Annotated in this window: 19 protein-coding genes; 3 read left to right on the top strand and 16 right to left on the bottom strand. The window is 37.1% G+C overall.

The annotated features are described in order from the left end of the window. The 8 genes from QNH48_RS11730 to QNH48_RS11690 form a co-directional block, all read right to left on the bottom strand. On the bottom strand, window positions 1-783 hold the full coding sequence (locus QNH48_RS11730; RefSeq protein ID WP_283955050.1) for an enoyl-CoA hydratase/isomerase family protein: 783 nt from the start codon (window positions 781-783) through the stop codon (window positions 1-3). An 11-nt stretch (window positions 784-794) separates the two neighbouring features. After that, window positions 795-1643 carry a 3-hydroxyacyl-CoA dehydrogenase family protein gene (locus QNH48_RS11725; protein WP_481858469.1) on the bottom strand — a complete coding sequence of 283 codons (849 nt, stop codon included), beginning with the start codon at window positions 1641-1643 and terminating at the stop codon, window positions 795-797. Window positions 1644-1675: 32 nt separating this feature from the next. Further along, window positions 1676-2062, bottom strand: coding sequence for a hypothetical protein (locus tag QNH48_RS11720; RefSeq protein ID WP_283955048.1), 387 nt, complete (start codon window positions 2060-2062; stop codon window positions 1676-1678). 423 nt (window positions 2063-2485) lie between these two features. Then, window positions 2486-2974 carry a DinB family protein gene (locus QNH48_RS11710; protein WP_283955047.1) on the bottom strand — a complete coding sequence of 163 codons (489 nt, stop codon included), beginning with the start codon at window positions 2972-2974 and terminating at the stop codon, window positions 2486-2488. A gap of 62 nt (window positions 2975-3036) precedes the next feature. After that, window positions 3037-4497 (bottom strand): DUF4153 domain-containing protein, encoded by a 1461-nt coding sequence (locus tag QNH48_RS11705; protein ID WP_283955046.1) that lies wholly within the window; start codon window positions 4495-4497, stop codon window positions 3037-3039. 69 nt (window positions 4498-4566) lie between these two features. After that, window positions 4567-5205 carry an HAAS signaling domain-containing protein gene (locus tag QNH48_RS11700; protein ID WP_283955045.1) on the bottom strand — a complete coding sequence of 213 codons (639 nt, stop codon included), beginning with the start codon at window positions 5203-5205 and terminating at the stop codon, window positions 4567-4569. Further along, complete coding sequence (locus QNH48_RS11695) at window positions 5186-5533, bottom strand: PadR family transcriptional regulator (protein WP_283955044.1); 348 nt, start codon at window positions 5531-5533, stop codon at window positions 5186-5188. Before QNH48_RS11695 ends, QNH48_RS11700 begins: the two co-directional genes overlap by 20 nt. 104 nt (window positions 5534-5637) lie before the next feature. Beyond that, window positions 5638-5805, bottom strand: coding sequence for a hypothetical protein (locus QNH48_RS11690; protein ID WP_283955043.1), 168 nt, complete (start codon window positions 5803-5805; stop codon window positions 5638-5640). Between the two features lie 500 nt (window positions 5806-6305). Between QNH48_RS11690 and asnA the strand changes: the two genes are divergently transcribed. The 3 genes from asnA (at window position 6306) to QNH48_RS11675 (ending at window position 9442) form a co-directional block, all read left to right on the top strand. Further along, the gene (gene asnA / locus QNH48_RS11685) at window positions 6306-7319 is read left to right on the top strand and encodes an aspartate--ammonia ligase (RefSeq protein WP_283955042.1); all 1014 of its coding nucleotides are present in this window, start codon (window positions 6306-6308) and stop codon (window positions 7317-7319) included. 82 nt (window positions 7320-7401) lie between these two features. Further along, the gene (locus QNH48_RS11680) at window positions 7402-7740 is read left to right on the top strand and encodes a hypothetical protein (protein ID WP_283955041.1); all 339 of its coding nucleotides are present in this window, start codon (window positions 7402-7404) and stop codon (window positions 7738-7740) included. A 535-nt stretch (window positions 7741-8275) separates the two neighbouring features. Then, on the top strand, window positions 8276-9442 hold the full coding sequence (locus tag QNH48_RS11675) for a polysaccharide deacetylase family protein (protein ID WP_283955040.1): 1167 nt from the start codon (window positions 8276-8278) through the stop codon (window positions 9440-9442). Between the two features lie 41 nt (window positions 9443-9483). Here the strand turns inward: QNH48_RS11675 and aspA are convergent, their stop codons facing one another. The 8 genes from aspA to pepF all read right to left on the bottom strand — a co-directional run bounded on the left by aspA (window position 9484) and on the right by pepF (window position 18957). Continuing rightward, on the bottom strand, window positions 9484-10908 hold the full coding sequence (gene aspA, locus QNH48_RS11670; RefSeq protein WP_133368502.1) for an aspartate ammonia-lyase: 1425 nt from the start codon (window positions 10906-10908) through the stop codon (window positions 9484-9486). 124 nt (window positions 10909-11032) lie between these two features. After that, window positions 11033-11917 carry a YitT family protein gene (locus tag QNH48_RS11665; protein ID WP_095248682.1) on the bottom strand — a complete coding sequence of 295 codons (885 nt, stop codon included), beginning with the start codon at window positions 11915-11917 and terminating at the stop codon, window positions 11033-11035. A gap of 175 nt (window positions 11918-12092) precedes the next feature. Beyond that, complete coding sequence (locus tag QNH48_RS11660) at window positions 12093-13037, bottom strand: 5-oxoprolinase subunit C family protein (protein WP_283955039.1); 945 nt, start codon at window positions 13035-13037, stop codon at window positions 12093-12095. A 5-nt stretch (window positions 13038-13042) separates the two neighbouring features. Further along, window positions 13043-13801: a LamB/YcsF family protein gene (locus QNH48_RS11655; RefSeq protein ID WP_283955038.1), complete on the bottom strand. Its 759-nt coding sequence runs from the start codon at window positions 13799-13801 to the stop codon at window positions 13043-13045. A gap of 5 nt (window positions 13802-13806) precedes the next feature. Next, window positions 13807-14532 (bottom strand): 5-oxoprolinase subunit PxpB, encoded by a 726-nt coding sequence (gene pxpB, locus QNH48_RS11650; RefSeq protein ID WP_283955037.1) that lies wholly within the window; start codon window positions 14530-14532, stop codon window positions 13807-13809. Window positions 14533-14619: 87 nt separating this feature from the next. Then, the gene (locus tag QNH48_RS11645; RefSeq protein WP_283955036.1) at window positions 14620-15954 is read right to left on the bottom strand and encodes a Na+/H+ antiporter NhaC family protein; all 1335 of its coding nucleotides are present in this window, start codon (window positions 15952-15954) and stop codon (window positions 14620-14622) included. Between the two features lie 138 nt (window positions 15955-16092). Beyond that, window positions 16093-16626, bottom strand: coding sequence for a TVP38/TMEM64 family protein (locus QNH48_RS11640; RefSeq protein ID WP_283955035.1), 534 nt, complete (start codon window positions 16624-16626; stop codon window positions 16093-16095). A gap of 543 nt (window positions 16627-17169) precedes the next feature. After that, window positions 17170-18957, bottom strand: coding sequence for an oligoendopeptidase F (pepF, locus tag QNH48_RS11635; protein ID WP_283955034.1), 1788 nt, complete (start codon window positions 18955-18957; stop codon window positions 17170-17172). Window positions 18958-19042 lie beyond the last annotated feature (85 nt).

The following is a 19042-nucleotide window of genomic DNA, read 5'->3' as shown; positions in this document are numbered from 1 at the left end:
CTACTCCACCTTCTCCTTGAAGTTAGCTTTTCTTTTTTCTAAAAAGGCTTGAACCCCTTCTTTTGTATCCTCACTAGTAAACATCTCAGCAAATAATTCCATTTCATAACGGATTGCATCCGCAATTGACATTTCGGTTCCACGATTAACTGCCTTCTTAATCTGATTAAGAGATAATCTAGGTTGTTCCTTTAAACGATATGCCCAATTCATCGCTTCTTCTTCTACAGAACCTACTGGCACAATTCGATTAATTATTCCAATTCGTTGTGCTTCTTCGGCATCAATTGATGTACCAAACATCATCATTTCCATTGCCTTTGATTTTCCTACGATTCTTGGTAACCGTTGAGTTCCACCTGCTCCTGGGAAAATTCCAAGATTGACCTCCGGAAGACCAAGCTTTGTGTCCGGATCACAAATTCGAAAATCGCAGGATAGTGTAAGTTCTAATCCCCCACCTAGCACATGCCCCTTCAATGCAGCAATGACAGGGATTGGTAGCTGTGTTAACAATTCAAAGGTACGGTGAAAATTCATGGATAATGATATGTCTTTTTTACCTAAACGAGAGACAAATTGATTAATATCAGCCCCAGCTGAAAATGCCTTTTCTCCTGAACCCACAATAACCAATACCCGAACATCAGGATTTGCGTAAATTTCCTGTAAAAAGGAAGCCATTTCGTCTATAACCTCTTGATTTAATGGATTATAGGGAGGTCTATAAATCTCAAAAACTGCAATACCATCTACGATTTTACTTAAAAGTACTTTTTCCATATCATCACTCCTTAATTGTAAGTATAAAAACCTTTACCCGTTTTTCTTCCAAGATCACCAGCTTCTACCATCTTCTTTAATAAGGGACAAGGTCGATATTTCGAATCATTGAAGCCTTCATATAATGCGTCCAGCGCCCATAAGGTGATATCTAATCCAGCCATATCGATTGTTTTAAGAGGTCCCATTGTATGTCCATATCCATCAATAAAACCTTGATCAATTTCCTCTGGAGTTCCTACACCCTCCATGACCGCGTAACACGCTTCATTTACCATCGGTAACCAAATTCGATTCATTAAAAAGCCTGGATAATCCTTTTGTGCAACAACCATGCGTTTCCCGAGCTTTTCACCGAGCTCTCTAGCACGCTCATAGGTTTCCTCTGATGTTTTATAGCCTTTGACAATTTCTAGTAATGGCATCATCGGAACTGGACTAAAGAAATGCATTCCAATAACCTTTTCAGGTCTGGACGTCACACTTGCAATCTCGGTAATGGATAAACAGGACGTATTGGATGCGAGCAAACAATCTTCTTTTGCTAGTTCATCAATTTGCTCAAAGATTCCCTTTTTAAGGTCCAGCTTTTCAGGTACTGCTTCAATAATGACATCCGCAAATGATAACGCATTCATTTCTGTTGAAAACGTGATATTATCTAAAACTGCATCAACACTTTCAATTCGATTTTTCCTTACAAAACGTTCTAGAGAATCAGTTATTCTTTTTTTTGATATTTCTAATGATTCGTCTGTTATATCAATTATCGTTACATTTAAATTGGCTTGAGCGGTAACCTGGCCAATGCCAGAACCCATTAAGCCTCCACCCACTATACAAATATTCATGTATGTCACTCCCTATCTAATGTTTATTTGAAGTCTTGCTTTTATCTAGTAACTATGCAATTTTCATGCCAGTTCAGAACGATTGATTCTATTGACTTTAGAAACCTATAAATTGGAAAATGGTGCAGAATCACATCGTTTTGTGGTGTAAAAATGCCAAATCGGTGTAAGAATGATACCATAGGTTCACACCTTCTATCCCTTATGTTTACGGCATTCCAATGTTTCCGATTTCGGTATATGACATTCAGAATATTATTGATGAGAATGGTCCGCTTGGTCGTATGGCGATGTATAATTCCTGCGTAATAAAAGGAAAACCAAAGTGCAGCAACTGCTACGGGTAAATCCTTGATATGCAACGCTTCATTTTTCAAATCAGCAGCTTCTTCTATAGGAACCATGACCATTGTGTACTGGATTCTCAAGTTTAATAGAGTCTTCGATTCTCTTTAACCAGAATTTAAATTGATGAAATTTTAAATCATTGTAGGCACTCATTTAGTTTGGGTTTGTCCACTTGCCTTAAACACGGTAATTCTCAGTTTCCATTCTCCTTATTCTTTAACACACTTAGTATCCTGGTTCGTTTTGGATTCAGTCGCTGCCATTTAAAAGGATTGTGAGCAGTATCTTTGCAACAACACCACACACTGGTGGTGGGAAAGATGAAGGCAGTATCGCAAGGGGAATTTTTGATAGGTTTACTGGGGATTATATTTTATAGAAACGAAGGGCAAGATATAATAAAATATTGCCCTTTTCCTTTTACAGGTAAAAATCTATTCTTCATAACCCTCATGAAGGACAAATCTTATTATTACTTCAAATGACTTGTCCTTCAAAATAAATTAACTTAATCCATGTTCGGGGTCCCATGACCCTTGCATTTTACGAATGGTAACGATTTGTCCGATATGATAAGCGTTATGAAGGGTAATACTCGATAGTGATTCTAACCATGTTTCTTTCGAATCTTCACTAATATATTGATCAAGCTTCTCATCTTCACAATTCTCAATGGTTTCATACCAGTCTGCGATTACCGCATTAAAGCGCTCTAAGACTTGCTCCCATTCCATCTCTTTAAAGATAGTAAAAGTGGTATCATTATTTCCTTCCATCTTTGGATTTTCATTGGTTTTAAAGCGGTTTAAGAAACGTTGATTCCAAAAAACTAAATGGCAAATAATTTCCCAAATAGAATTCTCGGAATCAGTCTTTTTCCAGTTGGCTTGCTCCGGAGTTAATCCAGCGACTGCTTTTTCAAAAGAAACAAACCAATGACTCTTTTTTTGACAACAAAGAAATTGTTCAAGTAATACATCTTTACGTTTCATTATCAAATCTCCCCTAGATAAATGTTTATCCTAATAATTTCGACCAAATCCCTTGATAACCTTTATTCTAAATGGAGTTTTATTAATTCTTCATTTGCTTGAACTCTTTTTAGGTTATAGGACTGCCAAGAATAATTGCTTAGATTTGCTTCATTTTTTCTTTCATGTAATACATTTTTTAAGCCCGGAAGTTGAGGGTTTTCTTTATATAACTCAATTAACCCTATAATACCTGTGTAAGATAAGCTATTTAGATAATGCAAATCAATTTTCCCACTTTGTTCATATCGTTCAATATTCTTTGTCACGATAATTTGCTCGACATTTATTACGTTCATCACAGTGTAATAGAGTAAGGCGCTTATAAAATAAAAGTGAAATAAGGAAAGTTTCTCAATCCAAATCTTAATTAAGGTATACATGAAAATGACAACAAGAAAAATCATAAACGAATGTGCCATCACTCTTATGAAGGTAAACCCATATGCGTCTTCGTACATGCTTAAACGCATGAAAGCTGAACTCAATAACACAGCACTCGAAAGGACAAGAGTGGTTAGCAGCACTTGAATAAATCTTTTTATGAAACCTATCGTGCTTTTAACAAAGGTTAAAACAAGTACAGTAATCGAAAGATTAATCAGAGTAACAAATAAAAGTTCAAAAAAGCCTTTTCTTGCATATTCAGCATAGGTGAAGTCTCCTTGCAGCGACCCACTAAAGAAGTATTTAAATTGAACAATAGTAAAGAGGACATATACCGCATTTATTAACACTAGGACAGTAATGGTAATGACCGCATCCATTTTAAAGGTTAGTTGATCGCCATTCTGATTCATTACATTTATTTGTTTCTTCATCAGAACCTGCATAAGACCAAAGAAAGCAAAAGAATAAAACAAAACTACGATGATACGAAAAACTACTTCAGCATCAATTACTTGAAACCAATGTGGAATTCCCCCTACCATCTTTTCAAATTGAGTATCTGCAGACATAAGCAGCAATAAGACAACCATCAAAACAGGAATGGAAATCAATATTCCAATTGAAACCTTTTTCCACACTTGAAACTTACTTTCGTCGACACCCTGTTTAAAAACCTTTCCCAAAAGTGACGCAAATACGAAATTATACTTTATTGCACCACCTAATTTCAAAAATAAGTAGGTAATAAAGGCAGGTTTATTCCAACGAATGCTTTTTTGACTTGTTACTAATACGAGATGAAAAAAAACGAGTACTGGGATTGCGATAATATTCAAAGCATAAAAGTACATATTATCATTAATAAAATAGCTAGCAGCCAACAGCCAGATACAAATCAATACTAGATAACCGAATCGCTGGTGAGAGAAGGAAACACGGCGGTATCGGAAAAAAAACAAGCCATAAAAGGCAACAATAAACACTAGGTAGGATATGCCTATTTCAGCTCTAAAAAAAGCTTCCTCTGCCACAATTCCTAACAGCATACACAACAATAAAAAGATACAATCTGATTTGCCTATTTTCAATTCCATAAATATCCCTCTTCCATATAGAAATTCTATATACATAGTTTTACTAGGTATGTAGGTAAAAAAAGCTGCTTATATCGATGCCTTCTTACCCCACCGATATCCAAGCAAACTAATTGGATATAAGATGATGGTCAAAATGATACAAGCAATAATAAATGATTTTGTTAATAACGGTTCAAACCACGAATGCGGAATAATTTCAAATACCGTTAAGACCATTAACAAAAGATTTGGTATCAATGAAAGTAAAAAAGTCTTTTTTAGCAGGCTTCTTCCTCCATGTCCAAAGCCTTTACCAATCTCATAGCCGAGCAATGCCCAAAAAAACATATAAATTAAGGCAATTAAGACGGGGATAGCCGTTAGATGGCTCCAAATAACGGAAAGCCAATTCCATTGAAATACATTATGGAAAAACGTTAATAAGCTTCCTCCCCCAAAAAAGAGTATATTCATGAGGATAAAAAGCCATTTCATATTACTCGGTGTTACAGAGAGCTCCTCTTTCCACATGGCTGCTATTTCCTCAGGACTCCCTAGTCTGGAAATAATTCTTTCCATCATTTCAGTCTCATCATTACAATCATAAGATTCAATAAGAATTCCCTCGATATGGACTTCATATTCCATTAGAATACTTTTCTTATCTTGATGGTTTCCAAGCCCTTTTTCGAGCTCTTCTAGAAATTTATTCTTCGGCCGTTCCATGCTTTGATCTCCCTATTACCTTGTTCATCACCTTTACAAAATCCTGCCATTCACGGGTTTTTTTATTCAGTACTTCTTTTCCGGCATCTGTAATTTGGTAGTATTTCCGAGCGGGCCCTTTTTCCTGCTCCTGCCAATAGCACTCTATATACTCTTGTTTTTCAAGCTTGTGCAAAGCTGGATATAATGTCCCCTCTTTAACGCTTAAGCCATTATCACTTCGCCGCTCTAATTCTTTCACCAATTCGTATCCATACATATCTCTTTCATTTAACAATTGAAGCAAGATTAATGAAGTACTTCCCTTTACAAGTTCACGATTAAACATTTTTTCACCTACCTAGAATTATTAGGTACATAGAAATTCTACACAAGATAAAATCATTTGTAAAACAAAAAAGTGACGATTTTTCAAATCGTCACCAATCCTGACTATTTCTTAATATTTTTTTGATGTTGGATAAATTCGTCTCGTTCACCGCCATCAGATAATTCCTCTGAAAACTCATGATTCACACTTTGATCACGACGCTCAAATGGTCTAACAATTCTTTGAGGAATATTATTATTTGGCGCTGCTTGTTCGTTCCAATCACTCATAGTTATCACCTCTTTTGTTAGTTTGGGAATCATGAAAAAATTCATACACAAATCGTTATCTGCATAAATATTCCATTTTTTCAACATACTAAATAAAAAACAATGAGGTGTAGAACATGGGTTTAATTAACTCTTTTAACCAATGGAGAGAAACTAGATATCAAAATCATGTATCTCATATGAGGACTCAAGAAAAATGTCCTGATTGCTACGGGAGAGGCTTTACAGTTTATCCCTATAATGAATTTGCGTATTATAACTCAGTTGAATGTCCAGGTTGTCAAGGCAGTGGGACTTACTCAGATTGGGATCAACTGAGGTAGTAAAAAAATCTCTTCCTTCGAGTCAAATCGGTTGGAGAGATTTTTTTTTGTTGTTTGATCTAAACCTATGGAAAGGAAATCATAATTTTGCTATAATTTCAGAATATTCTTTTGGAATACATCTGATTGCATATAAAAACACTTTTTCAATTATGATTTACTGGAGGTTTTGATGTAATGCAAAATTCACTATCTACACAACCGCTTTATGCTTCAAAATTAGATCTTTTACAAACAGAAGTGGCAATTAAGAAAACAAAGGATTTCTTTGAGAATTCCTTAGCTGAGAGTTTAAATTTAACCCGAGTATCGGCCCCTATCCTCTTAAAATCTGGTAAGGGTTTAAATGATGACCTAAATGGTGTCGAAAGAATGGTTTCTTTTGAGGCACTAGATATTAAAAATACAAATATTGAAATTGTTCAATCGTTAGCCAAATGGAAAAGGATGGCTCTGGCAAGATATGGCTTTGCCCATAATTCAGGTTTATACACAGATATGAATGCGATTAGACGAGATGAAGTTCTAGACCACTTGCATTCCATTTATGTAGACCAGTGGGACTGGGAGAAAATTATTACAAAAGAAGAGCGTAACTTAGGAACTTTAAAATCAGAAGTACAAAAAATATTTCAAGTATTTAAAAACACAGAATACCATTTACACGAGTATTATCCTGTACTTGAGCCTACTCTGCCTGATGAGATTCATTTTATTACCACGCAGGAACTTGAAACAATGTATCCAGATTTTTCACCGAAAGAACGAGAAGACGCGATTGCAAAAGAATATGGTGCCGTTTTTATTATGCAAATTGGAGGTCAGTTATTGTCTGGGGAAAAACATGATGGTCGGTCACCAGATTATGATGATTGGACATTAAATGGTGATATTATTTTCTGGTATCCCCTTCTGGAACAATCTATTGAAGTTTCTTCTATGGGCATTCGTGTAGATGAAGAGGCACTAAAAAAACAGTTAAAGATTTCAAATACTGAGGATAGAATGTCCTTAGAATACCATCAGGCTATTCTAAATCAGGAACTGCCTTATACAATTGGAGGAGGAATTGGACAATCAAGAATATGTATGTTGTTCCTTCAAAAAGTACACATTGGCGAGGTTCAGGTTTCCGTCTGGAATGATGAAATTATTGAAAACTGTAGAAAAGCAAACATCACACTCTTGTAAATTAACAACCTGAATAATAAGAAGACTTTCTGGAGATTTCTAAAGATATGTATGCTTTTATATTTCTTGAGGGGGTGCTTTAATGTCTGTTTTTGTTTATCAGACGTTTATTATTAAACAGGATAAATTTAAAGAAGCGATAGACAATTTACGTGAGATAAAAAAATTCAGAAATGATAATTATAACCATCATGTTGAAATCCTAACACCTATTTCTGGTGAAGATCATACCTATGCACTGCTTTCTACATACGATGGGTTAGGAGAAATGGAATTAGAAAACAAAAGGTTGTTTGATGATGAGGAATATTTAGAACTTATTGGTCCTTTTTTTCTAGAAAATATCACTGAAGGCAGCATGTATACACAAATCTACAGGGCTTTAAGTGATAAAAAGAATGATAAGAAGAGTGAAAAATAACGTAAATACCGCACGAATAAAAATCATGTGCGGTTCTTTTTATGTTTTTTTGGCTGTGTTAAATTAGGCTGTTGATTTGTGCTCCACTAAGGAAAGCTTCTTTGAATAATCACCGCAGTGACAGGCGGTCTCTGACTGTCACGAGGCGCTTCGCTTTCCGCAGGCGGTTCGGGAAGCCTCCTCGGCGCTAAAGCGCCTGCGGGGTCTCCCCTGTCCCGTCCTCCTGCAGGACATTGATTTACTTCCTCGAATCTGCCCACGCACGAAGAAAATGCGATAGCATTTTCAAGGAGTCTCGCGCCTTCCGCACAAAACAACAGAGTTCTAAAATCACCATTTGACACTAACACAGCATTATTTTTTTATCTATAATTCGTGACCATCTGCCTATAATCCTTCATATGTTATAATTAAAGCAGAAATATGTTCCTCTTATTTACCTCATCTACTACACTCATTATGTAACAACAGTCAATAATAATCCTAACTTTGAATTCTGCTCCCTATTCATTTTTTCAATAATGGGGAATTTTCGATGACAGGAATAATAATGATTCTTACCGTCATGATATTTTCATTATTCCTAGTATTGGGGGTTGTTTCGCACTTCCAAAAAAAAAGTGGGAAGTGGATTTACTTTACACTCACAGCCTTGAGTTTGATTGCCTTTGCCTTTATGTTGTTTTTCTTAAATTGGGACCTTTCAAAGCCTGTACAAAACAAACCTGATCCACCCGTGACCGAAATCCCTGATAAAGGAAACGAGGACCCAGGTATAGAAAATCCTCTACCAATAAAGCAATCAGTTGAGGAGCCAAAAGATGAAGATCCGAAAGATGAGGAGCCAGCCGATCCACCTCCTGCAGTACCTGCAAAAATTATTGTCCCAGAAAGTGAAACTGTGGATTATTCAGTCGTGGCTGGAGACACTTTATGGTCAATTGCACAGAGGGCCGATTTGACAGTTGCTAAAATAAAGCAATGGAATAATTTAGCATCAGATAATATCTTCGTTGGTCAAATCTTAAAATTATATGGAAAAAATGTAGAGCCACCTCCGCCACAAGAACCGCCAAAACAAGAAACTCCCCCAACGACTGTGCCATCTTTCATCATTTCAAACGGCAGCCTTCAGCAAAAGGAAATTGCGTTAACCTTTGATTCCGGCAGTGACGCGATTGGAATTGCAATTTTGGATGTACTGAAAAAGCATAACGTTAAAGCAACCTTTTTCCTTACAGGAAGCTGGGCAGATAAGTTTCCTAGTTACGCAAAGAGAATGGCAATTGAAGGGCATGAAATTGGAAACCATACTTACTCCCACCCAGATGCAGTTAACACTAATACGAATATTTTTGTCCAGGATATTATAAAAGCAGAAGAAGCAATAAAAAGAGCAACAGGTGTTACTCCACGTCCTTATTTCCGCTTTCCATTTGGTACCTATAATGAAGCGGCCCTAAAAGCTGTTGGAAGTGCAGGATATCCATACATCATTCAATGGACCATTGATACCATTGACTGGCAGGAGCCTTCTGTTGAAGTAATTATTTCAAGAATACAATCTGGAGCAAGCAACGGCGACATCATCCTCATGCATATTGGGGGAATCAATACACCTGAAGCAGTTGATAGGGTCATCCCTATTCTAAAATCAATGGGATTTAACTTAGTAACCCTAACAGAATTACTCGATTTATAGACACTAAGAAGGGTGCTCATTAAGGAGCACCCTTCAAAAGATTAATCTCTATCCAAAAGTTCTTCTCCTGCAATACCTGGCTCAGTCATTTCATAGACATTCAAAATAATATCTAATTCCTCTTCTGTTAAAACATCATACTGTAGACATAATTCACGAACAGATTTCCCAGAAATGGTTGCTTCTCTGGCAATTCGTGCAGCTACTTCGTATCCGAGATGTGGATTTACAGCCGTAATAATTCCTACACTTTTGTTTACATAATCTTTTAAACGCTCTTCATTTGCTTCAATGCCTGTTAAGCAATGATCTGTAAAAGCACGGAACCCGTTGTTCATAATACTGATGGACTGAAGAAGGTTAAAGACTAAAACTGGCTCCATTACATTCAGCTCAAGTTGACCAGCTTCAGATGCAAGACAAATGGTGTGGTCATTCCCAATCACCTGGAAGGCAATTTGATTGATTAGCTCAGGCATAACCGGATTCACCTTTCCTGGCATAATCGAAGAACCTGGCTGACGTGCAGGCAGACGAATTTCACCTAGCCCAGCTCGAGGACCTGAAGCCATCAAGCGAAGGTCATTAGCGATTTTCGACATATTCATCATGCAGACTTTTAGAGAGGCTGAAACCTCTGTATAAGCGTCTGTATTTTGTGTAGCATCCACAAGGTGCTCTGCATTTACAAGTGGAAAACCACTGATTTCAGCGAGCTGTTTCACTACATCTTTAATATATTTAGGATCTGCGTTCAAGCCTGTTCCTACTGCTGTTGCTCCCATATTCACTTCTAACAAATGCTCTCGTGTATGTTTAATTCGATTGATATCACGAGTAAGGACCCGAGAGTAAGCTTCAAATTCTTGTCCAAGACGAATCGGAACGGCATCCTGTAGATGCGTACGTCCCATTTTAATAACCTTCTCAAACTGGACAGCTTTTTGTTTAAATACTTTTTGCATATCTTCCATTGTTACTAGTAATTTTTCTAATAATGTAAGAGTTGAGATATGTATTGCTGTCGGAAATACATCATTCGTAGATTGTGACATATTTACATGTGTGTTAGGACTTAAATGAAAATAATCACCTTTAGCTTGGCCAAGTAATTCGAGTCCACGATTAGCAATGACTTCATTTACATTCATGTTCATCGATGTACCCGCACCACCCTGAATCGGATCGACGATAAATTGATCATCCCATTTACCAGCAATAATCTCATCTGCAGCTTGTATGATGACATCAGCAAGACCTTTGTATAATCTAGTAGTATTCATATTAGCAATTGCTGCTGCCTTTTTTACCATTGCAAGCGCTTTAATTAGGGACTCATGAATGCGATAACCTGTAATCGGAAAATTCTCTACTGCCCTGATTGTTTGAATCCCATAGTACGCATCAACCGGTATCTCTTTTTCACCTAAGAAGTCTTTCTCAATTCTTTTCTTGTCTGTTGACATCCCGTTTCATCCTTTTCTAGTAATCTATCAGTTACACATCAAATGTAACATAAAAACGGTTGAAAGAGGATAATAAAAAAATCCCAGAGAACTTAGCCCTGAGATTTTTTCGTAAATGTGTAAATTAATGGATGTCCCTCTTCTTGAAACGTCCGCCCCTAACTTCGGATATGTCTGCTATCGCCAAAAAGGCATTTGGATCAATTTCCTCAACAATCGTTGTCAGTTTCGATTCTTCTAGTCGAGTGATGATACTGAAAATTACCTTCTTATGGTCTCCGGTATAGGCTCCCTCCCCCTTAAGGTATGTTACACCACGACCTAAGCGAGCATTTACGGCGTTTCCAATTTCTTCTGCTACATCACTGATAATCCAAACAGATTTCGATTCCTCGAAACCATCCACTACCGTATCAATTGCTTTCGCAGCAATAACGTAAGCTAGCAAGGAATACATCGCCCGGTCCCAACTGAACACAAATCCTGCTGCCCCTAAAATAAAGAGGTTAATAAACATAATTATTTGACCAACGGAGAATGGTACTTTCTTGGTGATCACAAGTGATAGTATTTCTGTACCATCTAATGCTCCGCCGAAGCGAATAACAATTCCAACTCCAATTCCTAATATCATGCCGCCAAATATGGTTGCAAGAAGTATATCGTCGGTAAAGGCTGGTATTGGATGAAATAATGTTGTAAAAACAGATAAAACAATAATTCCATATACGGTAGAAATTGCGAAGGTTTTACCCATCTGTTTGTATCCCAAATATACAAATGGCAGGTTTAACAGGAATAGAAAGATACCGAGCTCAAGACCCGTTAGATGAGATAACATTATCGATATACCTGTTACGCCGCCATCAATTACTTTATTTGGGACTAAAAAGATCTCTAGACCGGTAGCCATTAGTATCGCTCCGAGAGAAATGGCTATCGCTCGAAAGATTTTTTTACTAAGAGGAAGTTTTCGATGCTGTACTTTTCCGTTTACTAATTCTGTCACAAAATCACACCTTATCAAAAATTTATAAATAAAACCATACTAGAGAAGTTAATTATGCTGTTAATTCTCGGACTAGGTTATTATTACCAAGTTATGCAACTATCATGAATTATTTATTACTATCATTATATCATAAAATCTATTAAACCTGAATTTAAGTTCACTTTTAGGAAGGTTAAGACCTAGACAACAAGTGTAAATATTTTATCGTTTTCTTACATTCGATTATCAAATTTTGGGCAGATTGAAGGGAAATCTCCTTAAATCTTATCCTTGTTCCCGGTTTAGCTTGAGCAAGAAGCGGGATATCTGTTGATATAACCGTTCCTATTCTAGAATAGCCTCCTGTAGTTTGGTGCTCAGCCATTAAAATAATGGGCTGCCCGCTTGATGGGACTTGTATTCCACCTAAGGGAATGGTGTCAGAAATAATATCAGCTGTACTTCTATGCTCAATTTTTGGACCCGATAATTGATACCCCATTCGGTTTGATTGAGGAGAGATGATATATTCTCCAGTCAGGAATGTTTCGAATCCGAATGAAGTAAATTTATCCTTATGGGGGCCCGCTATTATCCTAAGTGTTAATGAATTCGTATATTCTGGGATAAACTTGGCGTGAAGAAATCTATTTCTTCTGATGCAGGGTATCCCATAAAGGATATCTCCTTCTTTTAGAGCCCTGCCATCCAACCCTCCAAATTTTCCTGTTAAATATGTTGATTTACTGTTCAATACGAGTGGAACATGAATACCTCCAGCAACACTAATATATGTTCTTGCTCCCTCTTTTACCCTGCCAAACGAGAGGGTTTGCCCTTTCTTTAATACGGTGCATTTCCAAAGGTGTACTTCCTTATTATTAATTTTCGGGGTGAAATTACCGCCGCATATTGCAATAGAGACGTCATGCAAAGCCAAGAGAACGGGTCCTATTAGAGGTGCTTCAAGTGCAGCCTCACCTAAGACGTTACCAACTAATAAATTACCCATTTGTAAAGAATATGAGTCCATCGCTCCCGATGGGCTAACCCCGTATTCACGGAATCCATATCTTCCGAGGTCTTGTACGGTTGTTTGCAATCCTGGTTTTATTACCTTAAAGATTGGAGTCTTCATCTTACTTACCAACACTTTCTTATCCTTATATTTTCCTTTAATAAAGCTTGTTTTAATTCCTTACTAAACTCTAAGGCATCAGGTTCATCGCCATGAACACATATTGTGTCTGCACTGATATCTATGTCGGTACCATCTGTTGCAGTTACTTTTCCTTCCTTAACCATTCGAATTAATCTTTCCGCTGCAAGCTTCACATCATGAATCATGCTGTTCTGTTCGCTTCTCGAGGTTAAGGTCCCATCAGGCTGATAGGTTCGATCAGCAAATACTTCTGACGCTGTCAGCAAGCCCTTTTCTTTACCTGCCAGTATAAGTTCACTGCCAGATAAACCAAAAAGGATTAATCTTCTATCATAATCTGATACAGCCTGTGCAATAGCAACAGCGATTGAACGATTACTAGATGCCATATTATATAGTGCACCATGTGGCTTTACATGAACCAATGATACACCTTGAGTTTGAGCAAACGCAGCTAGGGCACCAATCTGATAGAGGATTAGATTATAAATTTCTGCTGGATTAATATTCATTTCCCGCCGTCCAAATCCTGCTAGATCAGGAAATCCAGGGTGGGCGCCAATTCTCACATGATACTTTTTAGCCAGTTTTACGGTTTCCATCATCACATTATGATCTCCAGCATGATAGCCGCAAGCAATATTTGCAGATGAGATATGTTTCAAAATTTCTTTATCATTTCCAATTTTATATAACCCATAACTCTCTCCAAGATCACAATTAAGGTCAATAACATTCATGTCTATTACTCTCCCTTTTTGTAAGTCAATATTTCATACTTTCTAGCAGCTGCCCGTTCTTTTAGGGAAAGGAACTCCTCATAATCCACAGGCAGGAAGGTGACATAATTTCCTGCAGATAAAAGCGATGGAATTTCATTTTCTATATCAAATAATCGTAATGGAGTTATGCCAATAATCCTCCATCCCGAAGGTACCTCAGCTGGATATATCCCCGTTTGACTTCCTCCAATACCAACAGACCCTGCCGCTATTTTGGGTCTCGGCTTTTCTAGACGAGGAGCGGTGATTTTATCGGAAAGTCCGCCTAGATATGGGAAACCCGCTACAAACCCAATCATATGTATCAAGTATTCTTTGTTTGCATGATAATTAACTACTTCCTGCTCACTTAAATTATTATGTTCGGCAATGAACCTTAAATCCGGACCAGTCTCCCCGCCATAATAAACCGGAATCCTATAGACAACTGATTCTATATTGGTTGTTTCCAGTGCAGCCTCATAAGTTGTATATACTTTTTTCTTTAATTGATTATATGAAATAATTGAAGGGTTATAAAATATGGAGATGGACGTATAGGCAGGGATACATTCTAACACACCTACCACCTTATTTCCTCTAAACACATGTAGAAATTGATGAATTTGTTGATGAATCCTTTCATCAATTTTATTGCCAAAGGTAATCGTGATTGCGGAATCACCTAATGGTACGATTTCAACACACATTTACCTCACCTTCTTGTCGAAAGAATTTGTTATTATTAAACTTTACTTTATTTAATTCATCGTGATTATGCAAAAAAAACGCTCTGATCACTGTAGATCAGAACGTAATTGTTTAGTCGTGCTTTCTTTACCACTTTTTATAGTAAGACGTGGGTAACCAGTTAAAATGGCTGCCACTCCACATATCCCTATTAATACTGGGTAATAAGAATAGGTTAAAATACTGACAGGGGATATGCCAGCTACCCCTGCAGCAACGAGCAATTGAGCTCCATATGGGATTAATCCTTGAATGCTGCACGAAAAAACGTCGAGTAAACTTGCTGATTTGCGAGGGTCAATTCCGTATTTATCAGCTATATTCTTTGCAAGCGGTCCAGCAATAACGATTGAGATTGTATTATTTGCTGTTGCTAGATCTGTTAAGCTTACAAGTCCAGCGATCCCGAATTCAGCACCTTTTTTCGATTTAATGTTACTCGTTACGAGATGGAGTAAGTAATCAATCCCGCCATTATGTTTTATTACTTCCACCATACCAGCAATTAAAATGGCCAGGAAGGATATTTCAAACATTCCCGCCATACCTTCACTCGTTTTCTGAATAAGTTCCATAAGCTTATAACTGCCATCAACTATCCCAATAAAACCGGCGAACAGTATTCCGAATGCAAGAACCAAAAATACATTTACTCCTGCCAACGCAGTAATTAGTACACCTAAATAGGGTAGAATCTTTATCCAATTAAAGGATTGCTGACTGATATTGGCCTGTTCACCCATTGTTAGTATAGCAAGAATGATACATGTAATAATGGCGGCAGGAAGAACAATAAGAAAATTCATTTTAAATTTATCTTTCATTTTTGTCCCTTGCGTCCTGACTGCTGCAATCGTGGTATCTGAAATAAAAGACAAGTTATCCCCAAACATGGCTCCACCTATCACTGCTGCCATCGAAAGAGCAAGTGATATATCCGTTTGCTCACTAATACCAACTCCTATAGGGGCTAGTGCTACAATTGTTCCCATACTTGTCCCCATAGATAATGATATAAAACAAGCAATAATAAAGACACCGACCATTAACAGATTTTGAGGTACTATAGATAATGCCATATTAACCGTTGAATCTACTGCACCCATGCCTTTAGCTGTCTCTGAAAAGGCACCTGCTAACAGGAAAATCACAACCATAAGCATGATATTTGATTCTCCCGCACCTCTTGTGAAAATTTCTACCTTTTGATTAAAAGTTTCTTTCCTATTCATTGTTAACGCAACAGCTGCTGCAATAACAATTGCCACAATGACCGGAAATTTATAAAAATCGCCCGTGACAATTCCCGATCCGATAAATAATACTAAAAATACAGCAAAAGGTATCAACGCCCATGGATTGCCTTTTTTGTTTGTACTCATGGTAAACACCCTCTCTTCCTATTCACAAAAAAACCTCTTCTTTCCAAAAAGAAAAAGAGGTTGAACAATCTATTTAACAAGCAAATATTAGAGTACAATAATTTCTTTGATAGTGCAAGATGAAAAATACAAGTTTATCTAATTTACATGTTTTCTTCTTTTCTGTTTTTTCTTAAGCCGATAGAAAATTACAATACCTACAAAAACAAGCGCTAGACCGAGCAGGATATTTTGCTCCATATTCCCCTCCATGAATCCTGCGGGGATGAGCATTAACACAAAGAAAAAGATGAGATTTCCAAACATCGTACCCATAATAAAATGTTTAAATGTAATAGAACTTAATCCACTAAGAATATTGATTAAGCTCGTAGGAACAAACGGAATAATTCTAGCTTGGAATACAAATAGCAGCCCATTCTGCTCCATCTTTGATAAAAGTTCTGGGTTCGTTTTTTTCTGCACCCAATCATTGAAAAAATAACGACTGCCAAAAAACCATATGCCAGCAGCAATTATGCTTGTGAACCAACTCCAAATAAGACCATTAAAAAAACCGAATAATGCATAGTTTATCGTAATGATAATTATGAGAGGAATAATGGTAAATGAATTTTGAATCACCATAATGATGAAGGTAAAGAAGAATTTTGAAAATGTTGTATCTTTCAAAGACAGTATGATGGAATCCAAATCCCCGCTTCTAAGTAATTGGAAAGTTTGGGTATTATGAATAACTAAAAAAATGATCAATATTATCCCGATTAAGGAAATAATTTTTTTCCAAATATTAATCACCTATTTTCATTTAAGGTAATCTTGGGTAAGAGTAAAATATATTCTCAAACACATCATACCATGCAACAATTAACAGTGATAAAAAAAGATGTCACAAAAGAAAATTTGTGACATCTTTTAATAATTGGCTATGTTAAATTAGGCTGTTGATTTGTGCTCCACTAAGGAATGCTTCTGCGAATAATCAACGCAGGGACAGGCGGTCTCTGACTGTTCCGAGGCGGTACGGGAAGCCTCCTCGGCGCTAAGAGATAAGCGGGGTCTCCCATGTCCCGTCCTCCTGCAGGACATTGATTTACTTCCTCGAATCTGCCCACGCACGAAGAAAATGGTATAGCATTTTCGAGGAGTCTCGCGCCTTCCGCACAAATCAACAGGGTTCTAAAAGCAACATTTACCTTTAACACAGCCTAATAATTATAAGCTTGAGAATTCTTTTACCAGGTCTCCAAACTTTTTCATGGCATTTTCAATTGGCACAGGCGTGGTTAAATCCACTCCAGTCTTCTTTAACAACTCGAGTGGATAATCACAGCTTCCGCTCTTTAGAAAGTTAAGGTAGGATTGTAATGTTTCTTTATCCCCTTCAAGTATTTTCGTGGCCAAATGAATTGCTGATGCAAAACCAGTTGCGTACTTATAGACGTAAAATGGTCGATAGAAATGAGGAATTCTTGACCAGCCAAATTTCACTTCATCGTCAAAAACTACCTCATCCCCATTGTATTCCCTGAACAATGCTTCATAGGTCTGATTAAATACCTCGACATTTAATGGGGTACCCTTTTCTGTCAGTTCATGAGTGATTTTCTCAAATTCTGCAAACATGACTTGGGTAAAGAATGTTCCCTTAAATTGATCTATGAAATGATTTAATAAATGCTTCCTTACTTCAAGATTCTTTTCTGTATTTAATAAATAATTAATCAGCAAAATTTCGTTGACCGTGGAAGCCACTTCTGCGACAAAAATACTATAACGAGCCGTAATTTGAGGCTGATGCTGCGAGCTTAATTTACTATGGACCCCGTGACCACACTCATGGGCAAGCGTAAATAAACTGTCCAAATCATCTTGATGATTTAATAGTATAAATGGATGAACCCCGTAGATCCCCAAATTATAGGCACCTGAGCGCTTACCAGGAGTCTCACGTACATCAATATACCTGGCATCCTTGAATTCTTTAAGTATGGATACGTATTCTTGCCCAAGAGGTCCTAAAGCTTTTATCATGGTTTCATATGCTTCCTCATAGGGAATAACCTGTTTTACACCCTGTACTAAAGGAACGGACATATCATATTGCCTAAGTTCATCCAGCTGCAGCTTCTGCTTGCGGATCTCAGAATACCTGTGAAGCGGTGCGATATTTTTTTTCGTTGCAGCTATCAGGTTCTCATATACTTCCTTCGGTACCATATCACCGAAAAGTGCTTTTTCTAATGCTGATGGATATTTCCTAATTTTTGCTAAGGTGACGTTATTTTTGATTGCTGCAGAAAGTGTGCTCGCAATGGAATTCTTTAATTCAACGTATGGCTTATAATAGGCTTTATATGCTTCCCTCCGTCTTTCCCGGTCTTCATCCTCGATTAATTTCGAGTACATCCCTCTTGTTAACTGGACCTTTTCACCATTGTTATTGGTTACATCGCCAAACTTAATATCTGCATTATTGATCATCCCAAAGGTTGTACTTGGAGCAGACAGTGCTTCGCCTAATTGTGATAAAACTTCTTCCTGATCTTTACTAAGGACATGTGTCTTATATCGAAAGGATTCATATAAATCCTCTTCAAAGTACTTAAGACCTTCTTCTTCTGCAATAAAGCTGCTTAAGGTTTCTTTATCTAAACCTAATAAGTATGGCATAAAAAACGATGTTGAGGAACTAACCTTCACACTAAGTCCTTTGGCACGATCTAATAATGATTGTGAACTAGTTTCCCTTGTATCCTCATCTACCCTCAGCATGGCATAAGCATAAACATGATTAAATGTATAAGATAATTCCTCTCTTTGTTTCAAGTATTGATAAAGACTCTTACCATCCTGAATGGCTCCATCAAATTGCTTCAGTTTATCGGCCATTTTTTCAACAAGCTGAAGATCGTTTTCCCATTTAGTTAAATCTGAATAAATGTCTTCAAGGCTCCATTTTTCATTTACTGGTACATCATTTCTAGAAGTATAGACTGACATTTGCTACCACCTTCTTAAAGAGTAATTTATTATTAGTAAATATTCGAGTCACGCTGGTCCTAGACCAATCCTAAATTTTTTCAAA

The organism is Neobacillus sp. YX16 (assembly GCF_030123505.1).
Classification (GTDB): Bacteria; Bacillota; Bacilli; order Bacillales; family Cytobacillaceae; genus Neobacillus.
The sequence above is the reverse complement of the archived record's forward strand: the minus strand, read 5'-3'. Positions and strand labels throughout refer to the sequence as shown.

Excerpts from the sequence above, each read along its gene's own strand:
- QNH48_RS11730 (WP_283955050.1), bottom strand. The coding sequence starts at position 783 with ATGGAAAAAGTACTTTTAAGTAAAATCGTAGATGGTATTGCAGTTTTT.
- QNH48_RS11710 (WP_283955047.1), bottom strand. The coding sequence starts at position 2,974 with ATGAAACGTAAAGATGTATTACTTGAACAATTTCTTTGTTGTCAAAAA.
- QNH48_RS11705 (WP_283955046.1), bottom strand. The coding sequence starts at position 4,497 with ATGGAATTGAAAATAGGCAAATCAGATTGTATCTTTTTATTGTTGTGT.
- QNH48_RS11700 (WP_283955045.1), bottom strand. The coding sequence starts at position 5,205 with ATGGAACGGCCGAAGAATAAATTTCTAGAAGAGCTCGAAAAAGGGCTT.
- QNH48_RS11695 (WP_283955044.1), bottom strand. The coding sequence starts at position 5,533 with ATGTTTAATCGTGAACTTGTAAAGGGAAGTACTTCATTAATCTTGCTT.
- QNH48_RS11690 (WP_283955043.1), bottom strand. The coding sequence starts at position 5,805 with ATGAGTGATTGGAACGAACAAGCAGCGCCAAATAATAATATTCCTCAA.
- asnA (WP_283955042.1), top strand. The coding sequence starts at position 6,306 with ATGCAAAATTCACTATCTACACAACCGCTTTATGCTTCAAAATTAGAT.
- QNH48_RS11680 (WP_283955041.1), top strand. The coding sequence starts at position 7,402 with ATGTCTGTTTTTGTTTATCAGACGTTTATTATTAAACAGGATAAATTT.
- QNH48_RS11675 (WP_283955040.1), top strand. The coding sequence starts at position 8,276 with ATGACAGGAATAATAATGATTCTTACCGTCATGATATTTTCATTATTC.
- aspA (WP_133368502.1), bottom strand. The coding sequence starts at position 10,908 with ATGTCAACAGACAAGAAAAGAATTGAGAAAGACTTCTTAGGTGAAAAA.
- QNH48_RS11660 (WP_283955039.1), bottom strand. The coding sequence starts at position 13,037 with ATGAAGACTCCAATCTTTAAGGTAATAAAACCAGGATTGCAAACAACC.
- QNH48_RS11655 (WP_283955038.1), bottom strand. The coding sequence starts at position 13,801 with ATGAATGTTATTGACCTTAATTGTGATCTTGGAGAGAGTTATGGGTTA.
- pxpB (WP_283955037.1), bottom strand. The coding sequence starts at position 14,532 with ATGTGTGTTGAAATCGTACCATTAGGTGATTCCGCAATCACGATTACC.
- QNH48_RS11645 (WP_283955036.1), bottom strand. The coding sequence starts at position 15,954 with ATGAGTACAAACAAAAAAGGCAATCCATGGGCGTTGATACCTTTTGCT.
- pepF (WP_283955034.1), bottom strand. The coding sequence starts at position 18,957 with ATGTCAGTCTATACTTCTAGAAATGATGTACCAGTAAATGAAAAATGG.